Below are 17856 nucleotides of genomic sequence, written 5' to 3' on the forward strand. Positions count from 1 at the left end.
CCAGCATGTCCACAGCACACCCGCTCAACCAGGCTGTCATCGCCCAGGCCCTCTATGACCTGCGCAATGGGCAACTGCGCCGCTGCAAACTGATGGGGTTTGGCGAGGCAGAGCTGGACGCCCTCAAGCATCCTGCGCTGATCAGCGTGCTGGCCAACGCCAACGTCTCCTGGTGCTCAGTGACGGTCAACCGCGAAGTGCTGCGGCGGCTGCTCCAGCAGGCGCAGGACGTGGAGAAGGAAATCGCCACGGTCGATCGCATGCTCAGGCTGGGCGCGAGCACGGAGATGGTCAGCAAGTTCTATGGCTTGACGCATCAGGAAGTAGCGCTTCGCCGTGAAATCCTCGGTCTGCCCAAGCGCAAGGGCCGGCACCCCGTGCTGGACGAGGAGCAGGACACGGAGCTGTGGCGGCAATGGAAGGCCGTGACCAACAGCAGAACCGTCGATCTCGAAGATGACACTTCCATCCTCGATGCCGCCATGGACTTGGCCGAAGGAATGTCGCTGCCTCTGTCGGTGGTCTGGGCCTCGATCAAGAGCTGGGTCGATCAGGGATTGGCGTGAGTCATGGCCGTGGACGACACCGCACCACGAGCCCTACGCCAAGGCCCCATCGCACTGGCAGAACTGTTCGATGCTGCGCTGAAAGACCTTGCGCCCAAGCCCGCCCCCAGCGCACCTGCGTCTACACCTGCACAGTCGCCCACGCCCACCTCCGGCGATGCTTTCCTGTTCAGTGGCAACCGGCACGAGACGGTGCCACGCAAGTTGTTCCTCGACCGCCGCCTGACGCCGCTGGAACGAAACGCCTGGCAAGTGTTCCGACTGATGCTCAACGACGATGGCGTGACCGCATTTCCCACCTACGAGCAGTTGCGCCCCTGGCTAGCGTCCATGCCCTGCGCAGGCCAGGCCTCGCATGAAACCGTGGCACGGGCGCTGACACTGATGCGCCTGACCCGCTGGCTGAGCCTGGTTCGGCGACGGCGCGACCCCAAGACCGGCCGCATCCTCGGCAATCTGTACGTGCTGCACGACGAACCCCTGACACCGTTCGAGGCCATGCAGCTCGACCCGGACTACCTGCAACTCGTCAGCCAGGCGCTCGGCCATTCTGCCAAGGCCGTGCAGATCGTGGGCCTGCACACGCTCAAGGAAATCGGCGAAGACCCATTACTGGCCGGACGCACCCTCCCGTCACGGTTGCAGGTGATGGCCGAACGTCTCGCCAACCAGAACCCCACGGCCTGCGAAAGTTATCCACAGGAAGACGCCATTCACGATTCCGAAGAAGGGGCTCCGAGCCTTCTTCGGAATCGTGAACGACCCGCTACGGATTCCGAAGCAGGGCTGAAACCCGCGCCAGACGTCTCTCTTCGGAATCCGAAGCAGGCCCGTACAGTACGTAGTAGTTGTATTAATGAAATACGTACTACTGCGCAGGCGCGCGCGCTGGGCGATCTGCAATGGCCCAAGCGCTTTGCACAACTGAAGGCGGAACAGCAGGCGGGTGCCAAGGTGGCATTGCAGCAAGTTGATCCCTCGCTGAGGCAGGACGTGCTGGACGAATGGGCCGCGCGTTGTAGCAACCCCGGCATCCGCAATCCCGCAGGGTATCTGTTCGGCATCATCCAGCGGGCCATCCACGGTGAGTTCAATGCCTGGGCAAAGAAAGACCCGCCACCGGCACCCACTCAACCAAACGAACGGCCACCACCCGCACCGCCGACCCAAACGCAGGGTAAGCCGGTGCCACCAGAAGTCGCCAGGCAGCACATCGAGCGGCTGCGAAATCTGCTCGCCAGCAAGTGAGCAGGCCGGCAAGGCGGTGAAGTGGACGCCCATGGATGCCAGTAGAGCTATCCCCTGGGGATAGTTCCACCGTTGGGGCGGATGCCGTGCAGTCGCAGGCCTCGCCTCGAACATCTGCCGCAGCATCGGCCTTGTCCGTCCTGATCCTGACGTGCAGCGTTCGCTGGCGCTCCTTGGAGCTATCCCCTGGGGATAGCTCGCGCCGCAGGCGGCCACCACGCGCTGAACCGGGGTCTGGCAGGTTTCGGTTTGTTGACTGACGGCCTTCCGCTTCCTGCCGAAGCTGACCGCTCCTTTCCCCACAACGAGCGGACACCATGGCAACCAATGAATCTCTGCAACTGAATCTCGGCTCCCTGCGCAGCGCGATGTCGCTGACGCTTCACACCCACCACGCTTCGCGCATCTGGCATGGCCGTGCCGCCGCCGAGGGGCGACCGGGCATCGTCGGCCTGAACGGCTACATCGCCCAAATGAACAAGATGCGGCGCGGTTCGGAGCAGGACGACCCGTACTCGGATTGGTGGATGCTGCGCATCGAGGTCAAGCTCGACCAGACCAAGACCACGCTGCAAGCGCTGCGCGAGCAGGTGGATCAGGCGCTGGCAAGCGTACCGCCGGCACTCAGCCTGGGCGAGAACCTCAACGTGCAACCCGTCAAGTTGCCGCTGTTCGTCAATGCGCAGCTCGGCTTTGCCGCCGTCTATCTGCTGGCCGACTACGACGACATCGCCCGCAAACTGATCCTCGCCCATCACACGGCGCTCATCGACCGCAGCACCTTGGAGCGCTGGCTCAACGAGGGCGCCCATGCACTGCGCAGCCTGTTCTCGCTGGCCCAGCAATACCGCTATTCGGGCTGTACGCGCGACGACTTCGTGTCAAAGAACGCCGCAGCACGGGCGGCGCTGGAGAAATTCGGCGAACTGCCGCAGGACGTGCTGGAAGGCACGCACCGCTCGAAGTTCGCGCCGCCCATCGTGCGCCGTGGCCTGCAACAGCGTGTCGAGAGTCCTGCTGCAGCGCCTGCCCCCAACGACGAGGCCGCCACCGGCGCGGTGCCCGAGGTCGGCGTCGGCGAGATCAAGGGCGAGCAGGCATGAGCGATCCGAACCGCGAACCCCGCTACTTCCAGGGCCTGCAACAGGCTGCCTTCGTGAAGCTGGAACACGCGGCCTCTCTAAAAGGCCTTTTAAAGCCTTTTAAGGGTAAGGGGGATCTTGAGGCCTGGGCCAGCCAGTGCTTCGCCATGCGCGACGAGTTGATTGGCTTGGCTCAGCGGCAGGTGCTGCAACAGGCAGTCGGGCATCCCTTCCACCTGCTGCCCGTGGAGTTGGCCCAACAAACCACTGGCGCAGGAACGGCGTTTTTGCGCTGGCGCAAGCACGACCGCTCAGCCATGGGCGTAGCCCTGTGGCAGGAATTGATGGCGAGCACCGGCACGCCGGTCAACTTACTGGCCGAGCTGCACGCGATCGAGCTTCAGCGCATCACGCTGAACATGCAGATCAGCCTGTTGCACACCCTGGGCAGGCAGGCCCAGGAATGCGCCAGCAAGGCGGCTGTGGCGGAAGACGCCTACCTGCGCCGGCTCAAGTCCATCCCACCTGGAATGCGTGATCGGTGATGGCACCGGACACCCCAGCACACACCCGACGCCGACGCGGCACGGGTATTTCAACCACCATGGAGATTGCAACATGAGCACGCACTTTTGGGGCGAAGGCAACATTGGCTCCCCGCCCGAATACCGGGAGTTCCCCAACGGCAACGACGAGCCGCGGCGCTTGCTGCGGCTGAACGTGTATTTCGACAACCCCGTTCCCACCAAAGGCGGCGACTTCGAGGATCGCGGCGGCTTCTGGGCGCCCGTGGAAATCTGGCACCGCGACGCCGCGCACTGGAAAAGCCTCTACCAGAAAGGCATGCGCATCCTGGTCGTCGGCCGCATGGAGCGCGAGCCCTGGACGGACAACGAAGATCAGCCGCGCGAAACCTGGCAGATCAACGCGCGCAGCGTCGGCATCCTGCCGTTTCGCATCGAGTCCGTGACCCTCAGCCCGAAGCCGCAGGATGCGGAGGCAAAGCCCCAGGCCGCCCAGGAACCGGCTGCGCCAAAAGAGCCGCGGCGTAGGAAGTGACCCGGCATGGGTCGGCCACTGTTCGCCGCTCCATGCACCCGCGAGCTATCCCCAGGGGATAGCTCCATCTACGTCCACCGGATTCCACGTGCTCCCGAAAATCGCGGCTCCCGGCCCGCACACCCCGGCTGCATACCATCTCCGCCCCAGCCATTCCATCCCGTGAAAGTGGTCGCCACCGCTTGCGACTTGTTTGCTGTTGCCCCTGGTGGGGACCGGCATCCTCGATTCCAGCAACTCAATGAACCACGGAAATCGGATGGACGGATATGCGGCTGTTCTTGTGCGAGAAGCCCTCCCAGGGCAAGGATATTGGTCGGATTCTCGGCGCGACACAGCGCGGTGAAGGCTGCCTCAACGGCTCCGGCGTCACGATTACCTGGTGCATCGGCCATCTCGTAGAAGCGGCAGCACCCGAGGTCTATGACGCGGCGCTCAAGCGCTGGTCGCTGGAGCAGTTGCCCATCATTCCCCAGCAGTGGCGGGTCGAGGTCAAACCCAAGACCGCCACGCAATTCAAGGTCGTCAAGGCGCTTCTGGCGAAGGCGACCCATCTCGTCATCGCCACCGATGCCGACCGCGAGGGCGAGCTGATCGCCCGCGAGATCATCGACCTGTGCGGCTACCGTGGCCCCATCGAGCGCTTGTGGCTGTCGGCGCTCAACGATGCGTCGATCCGCACTGCGCTCGGCAAGCTGCGACCATCATCCGATACGCTGCCGATGTACTACTCGGCGCTGGCGCGTTCGCGGGCAGACTGGCTCGTCGGCATGAACCTCAGCCGTCTGTTCACGCTGCTCGGGCGGCAGGCGGGCTACGACGGCGTGCTGTCGGTCGGACGTGTCCAGACCCCGACCCTGAAGCTGGTCGTTGATCGCGACCGCGAAATCGCGGCTTTCAAGTCGGCGCCGTTCTGGGCCATCGACGTGTCTTTGTCCACAGAGGGTCAGGCTTTCTCCGCGCAGTGGGTTGCGCCCGACGGCTGCACCGACGACGCCGGTCGTTGCCTGCAACAGCCGGTCGCCCAGCAGGCGGCGCAGCAGATTCGCGCTGCGGGCAGCGCCCAGGTGGTGTCGGTCGAGACCGAGCGCGTGCGCGAAGGCCCGCCCCTGCTGTTCGACCTGGGGACGCTTCAGGAGGTCTGTTCCAGGCAGCTCGGGCTGGACGTACAGGAGACATTGCAGATAGCCCAGGCCCTGTACGAGACGCACAAGGCCACAACCTACCCGCGCTCGGACTCCGGCTACCTGCCCGAAAGCATGTTCGCCGAGGTGCCCACCGTCCTGGACAGCCTGCTCAAGACCGACCCGTCGCTGCGCCCGATCATGGGTCAGCTCGACCGCACCCAGCGTTCGCGTGCATGGAACGACGGCAAGGTCACAGCGCACCACGGCATCATCCCGACGCTCGAACCGGCGAATCTTTCCGTCATGAGCGAGAAGGAACGGGCCGTGTACCGGCTAATCCGGGCGCATTACCTGGCCCAGTTCCTCCCTCACCACGAGTTCGACCGCACCGTGGCCGAGCTTTCCTGCGGCCAGCAGAAGCTGGTGGCTACGGGCAAGCAGGTCGTCGTCAAGGGCTGGCGCCTGGTGCTGGACGAGCCCGAACGTGAAGGCAGCGCTGATGAGGACGCCGACGCCTCTGCACGCAGCCAGGTGCTACCCGCGTTGCGCGAAGCGATGGCATGTCAGATCGCTGGGGCCGACATCAAGGCACTCAAAACGATGCCACCCAAGCCCTATACGCAGGGCGAACTGGTCAAGGCGATGAAGGGTGTTGCGCGTTTCGTGACCGACCCGCGCCTGAAGCAGAAGCTGAAGGACACGACGGGCATCGGCACCGAGGCGACGCGGGCCAACATCATCAGCGGGTTGATCACTCGCGGCTACATCGTGAAAAAGGGACGCTCCATCCGTGCATCGGATGCGGCGTTCACGCTGATCGATGCCGTGCCTGCGGCGATTGCTGACCCCGGCACCACCGCCGTGTGGGAACAGGCACTCGACATGATCGAGGCTGGTCAGCTCACGCTGGACGTGTTCATTGGCAAGCAGGCCGCCTGGATTTCGCAGTTGATCGCGCAGTACGGCAGCATGTCCCTGTCCATCAAGCTTGCCCATGGACCAGCATGCCCGCAGTGCGGCGCATCGACGCGCCAACGCACCGGCAAGAGCGGTCCATTCTGGTCGTGCAGTCGCTACCCCGACTGCAAAGGCACGCTGCCGGTCGAATCTGGTCCGCCCAAGCGTGGCGCTTCGCGCTCGCGTAGCAGCGGCCGCAAAGGCGCCTAACCGACTCCGTTTCCCGTGGGCCGCACCCTGTTTCAAAGGCGTGGCCCGTGTCCCGCACGCCCCTGCGGGTCGCCCAGCGCGCAACGCCTTCTTGTCCGTGTGCGCGTCCCGTCGAGCCGTCCCCGGCTGCGGGACCTGAAGGTAGTTTTTCCGCGAACCGCCTCCCGCGTGTTCTGCTGGTCTGTGTTTCTCCCGCCCACTGCGAAGTGGTCCCCCGATGGCTTGCCTGGCAGCGCGAGCCACCCGGAGACCCTTTGTGGTCAGCGGTATTCAGTGCCGGTGCCCACCGGCGCAAAAACGGGCTCCCTTTGTGCGCGGATGTGCGCCAGACGATGCCGGCCCCAGCCACGACATGGGCCGGGTGTGATTGCTGATGAGCAGACGGTTCGAGCGACGACCGGGCCTGCAACAGCCCACGGGTGGTTATTTCCTCCCGAGCCGAAGGTCAGCGAGCCTTCGGCTCCTTTGTCTCGTCGATCAACGTTCCGACCCAAGGGCCGGCCACAGCAACAGGAAACCGACGCATGCAACAACCGGAGAAAGTACGAGCCGCGTTCGAGCGCGACCTTGGCAACAAGGTGCTGTTCATCAAGGACGGCAAGCTGCTGTTTATCGATGGCATCAACCTCAAGGCCATCGCCGACCGTAAGGCGTATTTCGCTTCGCTGCGTGCGCGGCAAACGCAACCCATTGTGGTCCTGGCCGAACTGGGACAGGACGAGGCATTCGCCCTGTGGAAGCAGTATGTCCTGGGCGACAAGACCGAGTGAGCCAACGCACCCACGCCCCCCCTGACAGCCCGCACTCGATGCGGGTTTTCTGTCTCCGCGCCATCAATCCGGGCTGGGCCGATTGCCGTTTTCCAACTGACGCAGCGAGGCTCCCGGACGAAGCTGCCCGCATGTTCGCTGATTCGTCAGCACATGCCAGCAGCCATGGGTTCCAGGCTGCCGTGGGTTCTTCCCGCGTAACCCGCCAGTCCGTATCGCATCAAGTCTGCGGACGCGCGTCCCCGTGACGCCGATGCTTTTTATCCACCACGTGCGGGAGCTGCCATCCCGTGAGGGACAAGGCCTCGCTTTTCCAAGGAGCCTACCCATGTCCCACAAAGCCTCTTTCGGCCAGTTGGCCTTGACCTATTGCGGCAAGTTCCTGCCGCTCGAAGTCCTGCAAAGCGCCGCCGGCCACTACATCGGCACGCGCGATACCGAAGGTCCCGTTTCGCGGGAATCGCACGAGTACTTCCGCAGCCATGCGGCGGCTCAACGTGCCCTCGAAAGAGGCGGCTGGTCCCAGCTCGCCATTCCCTGATCCAACTGGAGGAATCACGCCATGAATCAACTGCTGCCGCAGGAAGTCGTCGATCAGATCATGCGGGAAGAGCAGCATTTCGCTGCCGCGCCCCAAGCCTTCTTCGAGGCATGGAAGCGTGGTGCCGAGATCGCTGGCCCCGAATGGTTCGGCGACGGCACCCGTGAAGGTCTGAACCAGGCCAAGAGCAAGTGGGATCTGCGTCCCAACATGCTGCTGCTCAATGATGCCCTCGGCGTCCTGAGCAGCGGCGAACGCATGTTCCTGTCCGCCATGGTCAGCTTCTACAACGCGCGCGAGGGCGGTGCCATGCTCAAGCGCTGCCACTTCGACGGGCTGTCGGACTTCGACGGCCTCGATCTGCAACGCCGCAAGGTCATCGCCGACTTGATGGTGAACTACAGCGGCTGGTGAGCCCGTTTCGGGCACACCCCCGTCTTTTCGTTCCCCACGAGGGACATGCGTCCACACGGCCATGTCCCTCGATTTCCTTTCCGTAGCCCAGCGTAAAGCGGCTGAATCAAAGCCAACGATCAGCGCCGACTGACGCATTTTCCCTTTTCAACCCACTGGGTCCAATTCCCGGTGGCGGGAATTGGCTCCATTATTCAATCTGGAGCGTTCCCATGTCTCAGAATCCCAATCCCTTTGTTCGCGGCTACTGGAACTTGAAAATCGTCCGCACGCTGTCCATCAGCTACGAGGACGGAAGCCCGCATGTCTGGCGAAATATCCACCCGAGCCAGCAACATCTTTCCGACCAGGAACTGATTTCATCTTCCTGCATCGTCACCAGCGATTTCGCGGTGGTCACGAACGGCTCTGAACCTATAAGCGCCGAGGTGCTGGCCGAATGCGATGCCGATGAGGGCGTTAACGGCGAAGGCGTGATCGGTGCCGTGGTCTATGCCATTCATGGCGAGGACTTCGACGATCGCCTGATCCACGTCGGTGACAGCTATTCGGTCGAGGCCGCGCGGGAAATCGTGCAGCGCCTGAGTTTCGAGACCGGCTACTACAGCCGCTGCTGGGAAATCAGCAGCGCGCACATCAGCCAGGAAACCGGCCAGTACCTCGCCAATCTGGCGGACCTCGCCACGCCGGAGGCCTTTTTGTTCATCGCCTTTCGGGTTCCGTACAGCCCGGCGATCGGCGTCAAGCTGATCTCAACGCCCTGGACGGACCAGAACCTGGAGCACGCCGATGGCATCACCGCCGAGCAGCTTCGGCAGGAGCACCGCAGCAAGGGCATGCCAGACGACCTGGCGAACATCCTGGAACTGGCTGGCCAGGCCGATGTGCGCATCCTCATCCTCGACGCCGACGCGCCCGTGTTGCCGGGCTTGCCGCTGGCCGAGTCCTAGCAAACACACCACGAGCCCACCTTCCTCTTTGCCCTCCATGCCAGCCCGTCTCCTTTCTAGGAGCCGGGCTGGTCCAATTTCATAGGAGCACTTTATGTTCCCCGACCTCATCTCGCCCGCACGCGACTTCGAGCATCAGCTTGGAGCCTGCGTCAACGCCATGGGCCAGGACGACGCCATCGGCCAGATCCTGGTATTCGAGCGCTTGAGTGGCACGCTGCACATGCGCCATATCGCCAGCGCCGATCTGGCCGACACCGACATTGACGACTACGAAATGGTCGTTTTCGACGGTGGCAACACCGGCGGCGACACGTGGAAGCACGTGTTCTTTCCACGTCAGCGCGAACACTACTTCGTGTACCAAGCCTGACCACCCAGCCCCTTTCGAGGGGCCTTTTCTTGTCCCGGCGCAGGAAAGCGGGTGCGGCGCGGTGCGGTTTGCTGAGCGCAGGCCGCTCACTCAAGGGCCATCCTTACCCCATGTTCGTCGGCGTTGCCGACACATGCCCAGGCAGCCAAGACCTTCAAGGCTGCAAGCGCGGGAAACCGTGCTGGTTGTTTCTTCCTACGGACGCATCGCGCCCATTCACCCACAAGGGACCTCTCCCTTGCGGGCGGGAATCCCTTGTTCTTCCTCAAGGAGATTCACATGGATCGCTCTCTCATCAAGACCCTGATGCCTTCGCTGGTCGCAGGCCATGTGCCGCGCAACGTGCGATCGTTCAAGTACCGCGTGTTCGATGATCAACCACAGTCCTCGACACTGGGCTTCGTCATTGATCCCCAGCCCTTCGACGGCAAGGTGGTAGCAGCCAGCAAAGACGCCATCGTCGTCAAGCTCAAGCCCAGCGAGTTCGCGGTACTCGATCCCAACCTGGTGACCACCGTTCCCAGCGAGGGCACCAAGGTGCATGTCCAACCCTATGCCCGTCGCCGTTTCGACGGCCTGCGTGCGGACACGCCAGAAGAGCGCACCGAGATGATGTCCGACGGCACTCCCTACACCGTCAAGACACACATCCTCGGCTCCGCGCCGGCCAAGCTGCCCATTCCCGAGCCGCAGTGCATGGAACTGGGTCAGCTCATCGAGCAGTTGGAGGAAATGCCGGCGCCCGACAGGTTCCGGCGCATCACCCACATGCTGGTCGATGCGGGCGCCCACGACTTCACCTGGGTCGATCCGAAGCCGTCCAGGATCATCGAAACGCCCCCGGCGATCAGTTTCACGGTTTCGACCGCGAAGTTCGCCGGCCAGGTGACGATCCTCTACCAGCGCGGCAGCGATACCTATGCGGTGGAGCTGCGCCGCGACGGCGAGTTGGTCGATCGGCACGACGAGGTGTACTTCGACATGCTCGGCGAAGTGCTGGAGCGGCTCATCGACGACGGACGCTGGCGTCTGATCGATGTGAGCGTGATCGGCGCGGAGACGTCCCGACGGCGCCGCGCTGTACCTGCGTGACACCACGAAAAAAACCAGGCGACATGCCCCCACAGGCTCTCCCTCCATTCGGAAGGAGGGCCTTTTTTCTGCCTGGGAGATTCATCAAAGGGAATCGCCCGGATGCCGATTGATGGCTGCCTCGCGCGCGAGGCGAGGCCATGCTGAGCCCATGCCTGCTGACGTTGTCAGCGACATGCCAGGCAACCATCGGTCTTCGAGGTTGCGGCGCAGCTCCCACTGCGTGACCGAGCCAGCTCGCACCGCATCCATCCGCGAGCGGCCACCAGTCTCTGGTGGTGGATGCTTTCGCCTTATCAACCCATCGCGGGGTTACGCACCTTTCCCCGCAGCGTGGGACTGGCGTGTCTCCGCTTCATCCCTATGGAGATTCACCATGAGCACCACGTCCAACGAGAAATCGTATTTCGACCTCCACACCTCGGGCATCGGTTACATCCAGCGTGTCCGTGAAGTGCCTGTTCGGGGCGGCCGCCGTGCGCAGCCTTTTCTGGCATGCACCATCGCCGCGCTGGTCGGTTCCGCAAAGGACCCCAGCTATCGCTATTTCGATGTCAAGGTCTCGGGTGCCGAGGCCAAGAAGCTGGTCGAGCGCTGCATCGGCGTTGACGATCCCAAGCAGCGCCCGCTGGTGCGCTTTCGCCTCGGCGACCTGTGGGGCGATGCGTACATCCGCGACAAGGGCGAGCAGAAAGGCCAAGCCGCCGCGTCCCTCAAGGCGCGACTGCTCAAGGCCGAGCCACTTGACCGAGCCGAACTGGCTTCGATCAGGCATCACGAGCTGATCACCCGCGGCATCGGCTACCTCAGCCGTCCGAAGGACGTCACGCCCAAAGATGGCGACCCGTTCCTCTCTTGCACCGTCGCCGCGCTGGCCGGGCCTGTCGATGAACCGGAGTATCGGTACTTCGACACCATCGTTACCACCCCTGAAGCCGAGCATCTGGTTCGCCGGTGCGTGCAGGCCATCGAAGGGGACTGCAAGGTGCTGATCGCCTTCCGTCTCAACGACATGAAGATCGATCCGTACATCCGCACCAAGGGTGAACGCGCTGGGGAACCGGCCGCAAGCCTGGAATCGACGCTGATCCACATCGGCCTGATCAAGATCGACGGCACCAAGGTCTATCCGACGAGCCCCGCGCAAGCCGAGACGCCGCCAGCCCAGGACGCATCCGCGTCCGAAGCCGAGGACGCCGGCCCCGCTGCCGATCAGCCTGCCGAGCCCGCCGAGCGCGAGCCCGAAGGTGAAGTCGAGAAGCAGGAGCCGGCATTGGCTGATTCGTTCTGATCGGCAAGGCCCTCGCGGGCCTTGTCGTTTTCCCAATCGCTAAGGAGAACCATCATGGCAGCCACATCGGCATCCGATAAATCGGTTTCGCCCATTGTCGTCCCCGGCCAACTCACGCTGCGCACCATTCGCGGCAAGAACGGCCCCTTCACCGTCGGTCGCCTCGCCACGCACCTCGGTACGTTCGAGGTCAAGGACCCGGAGCTGGAGCAATACCCCGAAGGCAAGTACGACGGGGAGTTCATCATCAGGTACATCTTCCCGAAGTCCTACCCGGTCGGTGGTGGCATGCGTTTCGAAATCCGCGCCAGTCTGGACGGAATGACGCTCTACGACATCGACAAACTGAGCCGTGACGAGGCACGCAGCTTCGCCACTCAGGACCTCGATCCACTTGATGAAGAGCTGGGCGAACAGCCTGCGGTAACGCCGGCCAAACCAGCCAAACCAGCCAAAACGTCCAGGCCCGCCAAGCCCGCACCTGTGCAGGCATCCGCAGACCCGCTGGTCGATACCACCCCCTTTGGTGTGGATGCGCCGACGCCCGCTACGGCGACTGCCTCCGGCAGTACCGAAGAGGGCGATGCCGCGCTGTTCGGCCTGCTGTGGCCGCTGGATGAGTCCGTGAAACTGGATTCGACCATCGACCGCCGCACCCTGCGCGCGCAGATCGCTCGCTTGAGCGAACTGGGTTATGCGCTGGACTTCAAGACGCAAGAGTGGAGCCGCCAGGCCGAACTGCAACCCGCGTAGTACGGAACGCTGCATCTGCGGTGTTCCTCACCCACCCGCCGGGGGCCTTCCCCTCGGGGGAAGCCTCCGGCTTCATTTCTCCCGGAGGCCTCTCATGGGCTGGTATTTCTCCCCCCAATCGCGGTCTGAACTGATCGCGGAACTGATCACACCGCAAGAGACCGAGCGCACCAGCGTGAAGGTCATCGCCCACGCACTGCGTGGCAACGTCCTCTGGTCTGTTACGCAAGTGACGGCCAAAGCCGACGGCGTACATCGTGATCTCGCGCCAGGTCAGTCCCTGCGCTATATCCGCTGCGATCTGCTGCAACGCAGCGGCGGCCAGTGGGGCTACAAGCCGCTGGACGAATCCATGCACCCGTACTACTACTCGTGCCCGCTGTCCTATCTGGATCTCGCACCGGAGCAATCCGCCGACTGGCGTGCAGGCGTTCGCGCCTACCACGCGCAGAGGCGCATACCCAAAGCAGCCCCGGCTACGACGCTGACGGCCTGAGCCAGGGCGTTTGCCCTACCACCCCAAGGGGCAGCACTTGCCCCAGCGGCGCTGCTGTTCCCGCTTATCCGAGGACACCACTATGCCCGCAAACCCTTCTTCCACCACGCTGTATCGCATCGACGAATGCCCGGACGTGATGGCCGACGCTTGCGTCGGCGATGACCAGGGCAATCTGATCTTCCTGTCGATCTGGGCGCGGGACACCGCCGTCCAGCAGTTCCTTGCTCGCCTGACCCTCGGGCGTGACGAGCAAGGCCTGGAGCAGTTCCACGTCATCACCGACCAGGGCGGCAGCGTCCCGGTGTTCGTCGGCAACGTCGATCGCCTGGAAAAGCGCATGACCCGCGCCTACCGGCGAACGCTGTTCGGTTCGCTGTCCAACGTGTGGCTGTTCGATCGGCGCTGCGTCAAGCCCGACAAGGCCAACGCCAGCGCACTGGCATTGCTGCCCCGCGATAGCGACCACCGGCTTGACCGCCTGTGGACGTTGGTGCAGGACACCTGCCCACTGCCATTGCTCGACCACTGGCGCGAAACCGTGCTGGAACTGCTGCAAAGCCGCGAGATGCTGACCCGCCTGCCGTTCGCCCTCGGGCCTTTGGTGGGCCATCGGCTCGCCATCGACGTGCCGGCGCTGACCCAGGCGCTCGGCTCGCTGATCCGCAGTGACGTGCTCACCGCCTATCCCTATCCGGCCAAGATTTGGACGCCGGAAACGGTAGCGGCTTGACCCACCTGCGCAGGCACGCCAAGGCGTGCCTGCGCCAATCATCCCCGCCAACCAGGAGACTTCCATGGCTCTCATGTTCCCGCGGCTCGCCCGCAATTTCGTGAAAAACGGGTACTTCCCGACCGACGAACCCACGCTCGAAAGAGCGCTCAACGCATTGATGCCCAGTAACTCTGAATCCAATGGGCCGATGTGCATCCTCGATCCCTGCGCCGGCGAAGGCGTGGCAATCGCTGAAGCGGCTCATGCCCTGGGGCGCGAGCATGCCAAGGCGTTCGCCGTCGAGTTCGACGCAGAGCGGGCGCGCCATGCCCGTGGTCTGGTCGATCACTGTCTGCACGCGGACCTGATGGACACGATGATCTCCAAGCAGTCCTTCGGTCTGCTCTGGCTCAATCCGCCGTATGGCGACCTGTCCAAGGACGTCAACGGCAACATTGGCTATCAAGGTCAGGGCCGAGCCCGCCTCGAAAAGCTGTTCTACCAGCGCACGCTGCCCCTGTTGCAGTACGGCGGCGTGCTGGTCTTCATCGTCCCCGGCTACGTGCTCGATGCCGAGCTGGTCGGCTGGCTGACACGCCACTACACCGACCTGCGGATCTATCGAGCGGTGGAAACGCAGTTTAAGCAGGTGGTGATCTTCGGGCGACGGGTGCGTCAGCGTGAGCAGACACCCGATGCCGTCAAGGCCGTGCGCAGTCTGTTGCTGCAGATTGGGCTTGGCGAAATCGAAGCCGAGGAGCTGCCGAGCGAATGGCCGTTCCTGCCGTACATCGTCCCCGCCAGCCCGGCGGAGCCGGGGCATTTCTTCCGCGTGACGATGGAGCCGGAGCAGTTCGCCGATGAGGTTGGCAGACTGCAAGGCCTCTGGCCGTCGCGGGATACGCAGTTGGGGGCCGCGCAGCAGACGCTACGTCCACCGGCGCGGGCCTTGTCCCACTGGCATCTCGCCCTGGCTCTGGCCGCAGGCGCGATCTCGGGAGTCGTGCAATCCAAGACGGGGCGCGTGCTCGTCGTCAAAGGTGACACCCACAAGGACAAGACGCTCCAGCGGGAATTCACCGAGCGCGAAGACGGCTCGATCGCCGAGACGCGCATCCTCACCGACAAGTTTGTTCCCGTCATCCGCGCGTGGGACATGACGCCTGATTCCCCGACACGGGGCGAGGTGTTGACCATTCGCTGATTGTTTTTCACCGCCGACGGTTCGCCGTCGATTTTTCCACCTACCGGGGTCCAGTCGCCCCGATGGGGTGCCGTGGCCCCTCCATATCCAGGAGCCTTCCATGGCAGCCCAAGCACTTTCCATCAGCCAAACACCGAGCCTGCGCTTCTCGCCAGGCCAGGTGGTCATGACCTGCGGCGTCGATGACCTGGTCCGACAGGGCCGGCTCAACCCGACTCCCTACCTGCGTCGCCACCTCGGCGGCGATTGGGGCGACCTCGACGACAGCGACAGGCGGCAGAACGATGCCGCGCTGAAGTCCGGCGAGGATCGTCTGTTTTCTTCTTACGAGGTCACACCCGGCCTGAAGATTTGGATCATCACCGAATGGGATCGCAGCGTCACCACGCTGTTGCTGCCCAACGAGTACTGACCGCGAGTTGTCACCGCAGGCCAAGGAGTGCCTGTACTGTCCAACCACCGACGGTTCGCCGTCTCTCTTCCCACCACGGGGCATGTCATCGCCCCGCTGGGGTGGTGCATGCCCCATTCTTTTTATGGAGCATCACCATGCCCGTTGATCTCGACACCACCGCCAGCAATGCAGCGCCCGTACCGGGCGAACTGCTCGAAGCGGAATCATCCCCTCTGACCCTGAGCCTTCAGGATTTTGTCGGCGAGTTCGGCGACGAACTGCTTGATTCTCTCAACCGCGCCAACCCGCCGGTCTATACCGGCCAAGCGCAAGCACAGCGGCAACTCGTCGTTGCCAGCCTCAAGCGCAAGCTGTTCCAGGCCCAGGCCGACGTTGTCCATGCTGCCGCCGAGCTGCTGGTCGATCAAGGCGAACGCGCTGCGATCGTCAATGGCGAAATGGGCTGCGGCAAAACGACCGTCGGCATCGCCACGGCCGCGGTGCTCAACGCCGAAGGCTACCGCCGCACGCTGGTACTTTCGCCTCCCCACCTGGTCTACAAGTGGCGGCGCGAGATCCAGGAGACGGTGGCCGGCGCCAAGGTCTGGGTGCTCAATGGCCCGGATACGCTGGTCAAGCTCATCAAGCTGCGCGAGCAGTTGGGTGTGCAGCCCACGGGCCAGGAGTTTTTCGTCCTGGGGCGCGTGCGGATGCGGATGGGGTTCCACTGGAAGCCGGTCTTCACCCAGCGGCGCACCCGCCACGGCGACGTGGCAGCATGCCCGAACTGCGGCACGGTCATTACGGACCTCGACGGCGAACCGGTCAACCCGATCTCGCTCGAAGCCGAGGAGTCCCGCAGGAAGTGCAGCCACTGCGCCGCGCCCCTGTGGACGCTGATCCGCCCGCGTAGTCTGTCCGGCAGTGACCAGTCCTCTGTCGTCCTCAAAGCCTTGAAGCGCATCCCGACCATCGGGGAAGTCACCGCGCAGAAGTTGATGCAGAAGTTTGGTGACGGCTTCCTGGCCTCGATGCTGGGTGACAACATCCACGAGTTCATCAACCTGATGGACGGCAATGGCGAGCTGGTGTTTTCCGACCGTCAGGCCACGCGCATGGAACGTGCGATGGCCAACATGGAGTTTGGCTTTGGCGAGGGCGGCTACCAACCGTCCGAGTTCATCAAACGCTACCTGCCGCAAGGCACGTTCGACCTGCTCATCGCCGACGAGGCGCACGAGTACAAGAACGGTGGCAGTGCCCAGGGCCAGGCCATGGGCGTGCTGGCGGCGAAGGCTCGCAAGACCTTGCTGCTGACCGGCACGCTGATGGGCGGCTACGGCGATGATCTGTTCTACCTGCTGTTCCGGGCACTGCCAGGGCGGATGATCGAAGACGGCTACCGCCCGACCACGAGCGGCAGCATGACCTCGGCTGCGATGGCGTTCATGCGCGATCACGGCGTCCTCAAGGACATCTACTCCGAGAGCGCCGGCACGGCGCACAAGACGGCCAAGGGCACCAAGGTATCGGTGCGCACGGTCAAGGCTCCCGGCTTCGGCCCGAAAGGGGTCTTGCGTTGCATCCTGCCGTTCACCATATTTCTCAAGCTCAAGGACATCGGTGGCAACGTCCTGCCACCGTATGACGAGGAGTTTCGTGAAGTCCAGATGGACGTGGCGCAAGCTGCGGCCTACCGCGATTTGGCGGGTCGGCTGACCGCAGAGCTGAAACAGGCTCTGGCGCGACGCGATACGACCTTGCTGGGGGTGGTGCTCAACGTGCTGCTGGCCTGGCCGGATTGCTGCTTCCGGTCGGAGACCGTGGTGCATCCACGCACGCGCAACACCTTGGCGTTTGTCCCGGCTCAGTTCAATGAGTTCGAGATCAGCCCCAAGGAGCGTGAGCTGATCGAGATCTGCAGGCAGGAGAAGACACAGGGCCGCAAGGTTCTGGCCTACACGGTCTATACCGGCACGCGCGATACCACGTCGCGCCTGAAGGGGCTGCTGGAGCAGGAAGGCTTCAAGGTGGCGGTGCTGCGCGCAAGCGTGGATGCCAGCCGCAGAGAAGACTGGATCGCCGAGCAACTGGACCGTGGCATCGACGTGCTCGTCACCAATCCCGAGCTGGTCAAGACGGGGCTGGACCTGCTGGAGTTCCCGACGATTGTGTTCATGCAAAGTGGCTACAACGTGTACTCGCTCCAACAGGCAGCACGCCGCTCCTGGCGCATCGGGCAGAAGCAACCCGTGCGCGTGATCTACCTCGGCTATGCCGGTTCCTCGCAGATGACCTGCCTGGAACTGATGGCCAAGAAGATCATGGTCTCGCAGTCCACCTCGGGCGATGTGCCCGAATCGGGGCTGGATGTCCTGAACCAGGACGGTGATTCCGTCGAAGTGGCGCTGGCCCGGCAATTGGTCACCGCCTGATTTCCACGCCACAAGCCGGCCTAGCGCCGCCGGCTTTCTGTTCTTCCCACCTTGCAGCCCCGTCCGCGTTCTTCGTGGGCGGGGCTGCGTTTTTCTCTCATTCCAAAGTGTTCCCGTGAAGGCCGAGCGCTTGCCCAAGGCAGCAAACCGGGCACCACCCAGTTCGCATTCCTGGCTGA

At 63.6% G+C, this 17856-nt stretch carries 19 protein-coding genes; all 19 read left to right on the forward strand.

The features are described from left to right. The first annotated feature begins 5 nt into the window (after positions 1-5). The 19 genes from ACYQ1H_RS01200 (at position 6) to ACYQ1H_RS01290 (ending at position 17677) form a co-directional block, all read left to right on the forward strand. Positions 6-566: a DUF2857 domain-containing protein gene (locus ACYQ1H_RS01200; protein ID WP_003158608.1), complete on the forward strand. Its 561-nt coding sequence runs from the start codon at positions 6-8 to the stop codon at positions 564-566. Positions 567-569: 3 nt separating this feature from the next. Continuing rightward, positions 570-1814, forward strand: coding sequence for an STY4528 family pathogenicity island replication protein (locus ACYQ1H_RS01205; protein ID WP_003158609.1), 1245 nt, complete (start codon positions 570-572; stop codon positions 1812-1814). A gap of 317 nt (positions 1815-2131) precedes the next feature. Next, positions 2132-2917 (forward strand): PFL_4669 family integrating conjugative element protein, encoded by a 786-nt coding sequence (locus tag ACYQ1H_RS01210; RefSeq protein ID WP_003158610.1) that lies wholly within the window; start codon positions 2132-2134, stop codon positions 2915-2917. Continuing rightward, positions 2914-3441: a DUF3158 family protein gene (locus ACYQ1H_RS01215; protein WP_003158611.1), complete on the forward strand. Its 528-nt coding sequence runs from the start codon at positions 2914-2916 to the stop codon at positions 3439-3441. Before ACYQ1H_RS01210 ends, ACYQ1H_RS01215 begins: the two co-directional genes overlap by 4 nt. Positions 3442-3514: 73 nt before the next feature. Continuing rightward, positions 3515-3955 carry a single-stranded DNA-binding protein gene (locus tag ACYQ1H_RS01220; RefSeq protein WP_003158612.1) on the forward strand — a complete coding sequence of 147 codons (441 nt, stop codon included), beginning with the start codon at positions 3515-3517 and terminating at the stop codon, positions 3953-3955. Between the two features lie 269 nt (positions 3956-4224). Beyond that, positions 4225-6249 (forward strand): DNA topoisomerase III, encoded by a 2025-nt coding sequence (locus ACYQ1H_RS01225; RefSeq protein ID WP_003158613.1) that lies wholly within the window; start codon positions 4225-4227, stop codon positions 6247-6249. 524 nt (positions 6250-6773) lie between these two features. Then, the gene (locus tag ACYQ1H_RS01230) at positions 6774-7019 is read left to right on the forward strand and encodes a hypothetical protein (RefSeq protein ID WP_003158614.1); all 246 of its coding nucleotides are present in this window, start codon (positions 6774-6776) and stop codon (positions 7017-7019) included. 328 nt (positions 7020-7347) lie between these two features. Further along, the gene (locus ACYQ1H_RS01235) at positions 7348-7560 is read left to right on the forward strand and encodes a hypothetical protein (protein ID WP_003158617.1); all 213 of its coding nucleotides are present in this window, start codon (positions 7348-7350) and stop codon (positions 7558-7560) included. Positions 7561-7581: 21 nt separating this feature from the next. Beyond that, a complete protein-coding gene (locus ACYQ1H_RS01240) occupies positions 7582-7974 on the forward strand; it encodes a hypothetical protein (protein ID WP_003158618.1) in 393 nt (130 codons plus the stop codon). Positions 7975-8186: 212 nt separating this feature from the next. Continuing rightward, positions 8187-8924, forward strand: a complete 738-nt coding sequence (locus ACYQ1H_RS01245) for a DUF5983 family protein (protein ID WP_003158619.1) — start codon at positions 8187-8189, stop codon at positions 8922-8924. Positions 8925-9018: 94 nt separating this feature from the next. After that, a complete protein-coding gene (locus ACYQ1H_RS01250; RefSeq protein ID WP_003158620.1) occupies positions 9019-9297 on the forward strand; it encodes a hypothetical protein in 279 nt (92 codons plus the stop codon). 279 nt (positions 9298-9576) lie between these two features. Then, complete coding sequence (locus ACYQ1H_RS01255; RefSeq protein ID WP_003158621.1) at positions 9577-10389, forward strand: hypothetical protein; 813 nt, start codon at positions 9577-9579, stop codon at positions 10387-10389. A gap of 376 nt (positions 10390-10765) precedes the next feature. After that, a complete protein-coding gene (locus tag ACYQ1H_RS01260; RefSeq protein ID WP_003158622.1) occupies positions 10766-11680 on the forward strand; it encodes a DUF3577 domain-containing protein in 915 nt (304 codons plus the stop codon). Positions 11681-11734: 54 nt separating this feature from the next. Further along, entirely contained in the window at positions 11735-12433 is a 699-nt protein-coding gene (locus ACYQ1H_RS01265; protein WP_003158623.1) for a DUF3275 family protein, read from the forward strand. Between the two features lie 94 nt (positions 12434-12527). Further along, on the forward strand, positions 12528-12929 hold the full coding sequence (locus ACYQ1H_RS01270; RefSeq protein WP_003158624.1) for a hypothetical protein: 402 nt from the start codon (positions 12528-12530) through the stop codon (positions 12927-12929). An 82-nt stretch (positions 12930-13011) separates the two neighbouring features. Further along, entirely contained in the window at positions 13012-13662 is a 651-nt protein-coding gene (locus ACYQ1H_RS01275; protein WP_003158625.1) for a hypothetical protein, read from the forward strand. A gap of 25 nt (positions 13663-13687) precedes the next feature. Continuing rightward, entirely contained in the window at positions 13688-14848 is a 1161-nt protein-coding gene (locus ACYQ1H_RS01280) for a DUF6094 domain-containing protein (RefSeq protein WP_223931054.1), read from the forward strand. Between the two features lie 100 nt (positions 14849-14948). Then, entirely contained in the window at positions 14949-15260 is a 312-nt protein-coding gene (locus ACYQ1H_RS01285; protein ID WP_003158627.1) for a hypothetical protein, read from the forward strand. Positions 15261-15397: 137 nt separating this feature from the next. Then, positions 15398-17677, forward strand: coding sequence for a helicase-related protein (locus ACYQ1H_RS01290; protein ID WP_003158628.1), 2280 nt, complete (start codon positions 15398-15400; stop codon positions 17675-17677). The last annotated feature ends 179 nt before the right edge of the window (positions 17678-17856 follow it).

This window comes from Methyloparacoccus murrellii (genome assembly GCF_054657115.1).

Excerpts from the sequence above, each read along its gene's own strand:
- ACYQ1H_RS01245 (WP_003158619.1), top strand. The coding sequence starts at position 8,187 with ATGTCTCAGAATCCCAATCCCTTTGTTCGCGGCTACTGGAACTTGAAA.
- ACYQ1H_RS01250 (WP_003158620.1), top strand. The coding sequence starts at position 9,019 with ATGTTCCCCGACCTCATCTCGCCCGCACGCGACTTCGAGCATCAGCTT.
- ACYQ1H_RS01290 (WP_003158628.1), top strand. The coding sequence starts at position 15,398 with ATGCCCGTTGATCTCGACACCACCGCCAGCAATGCAGCGCCCGTACCG.
- ACYQ1H_RS01235 (WP_003158617.1), top strand. The coding sequence starts at position 7,348 with ATGTCCCACAAAGCCTCTTTCGGCCAGTTGGCCTTGACCTATTGCGGC.
- ACYQ1H_RS01230 (WP_003158614.1), top strand. The coding sequence starts at position 6,774 with ATGCAACAACCGGAGAAAGTACGAGCCGCGTTCGAGCGCGACCTTGGC.
- ACYQ1H_RS01265 (WP_003158623.1), top strand. The coding sequence starts at position 11,735 with ATGGCAGCCACATCGGCATCCGATAAATCGGTTTCGCCCATTGTCGTC.
- ACYQ1H_RS01255 (WP_003158621.1), top strand. The coding sequence starts at position 9,577 with ATGGATCGCTCTCTCATCAAGACCCTGATGCCTTCGCTGGTCGCAGGC.
- ACYQ1H_RS01285 (WP_003158627.1), top strand. The coding sequence starts at position 14,949 with ATGGCAGCCCAAGCACTTTCCATCAGCCAAACACCGAGCCTGCGCTTC.
- ACYQ1H_RS01240 (WP_003158618.1), top strand. The coding sequence starts at position 7,582 with ATGAATCAACTGCTGCCGCAGGAAGTCGTCGATCAGATCATGCGGGAA.
- ACYQ1H_RS01215 (WP_003158611.1), top strand. The coding sequence starts at position 2,914 with ATGAGCGATCCGAACCGCGAACCCCGCTACTTCCAGGGCCTGCAACAG.
- ACYQ1H_RS01200 (WP_003158608.1), top strand. The coding sequence starts at position 6 with ATGTCCACAGCACACCCGCTCAACCAGGCTGTCATCGCCCAGGCCCTC.
- ACYQ1H_RS01210 (WP_003158610.1), top strand. The coding sequence starts at position 2,132 with ATGGCAACCAATGAATCTCTGCAACTGAATCTCGGCTCCCTGCGCAGC.
- ACYQ1H_RS01260 (WP_003158622.1), top strand. The coding sequence starts at position 10,766 with ATGAGCACCACGTCCAACGAGAAATCGTATTTCGACCTCCACACCTCG.
- ACYQ1H_RS01270 (WP_003158624.1), top strand. The coding sequence starts at position 12,528 with ATGGGCTGGTATTTCTCCCCCCAATCGCGGTCTGAACTGATCGCGGAA.
- ACYQ1H_RS01225 (WP_003158613.1), top strand. The coding sequence starts at position 4,225 with ATGCGGCTGTTCTTGTGCGAGAAGCCCTCCCAGGGCAAGGATATTGGT.
- ACYQ1H_RS01275 (WP_003158625.1), top strand. The coding sequence starts at position 13,012 with ATGCCCGCAAACCCTTCTTCCACCACGCTGTATCGCATCGACGAATGC.
- ACYQ1H_RS01205 (WP_003158609.1), top strand. The coding sequence starts at position 570 with ATGGCCGTGGACGACACCGCACCACGAGCCCTACGCCAAGGCCCCATC.
- ACYQ1H_RS01220 (WP_003158612.1), top strand. The coding sequence starts at position 3,515 with ATGAGCACGCACTTTTGGGGCGAAGGCAACATTGGCTCCCCGCCCGAA.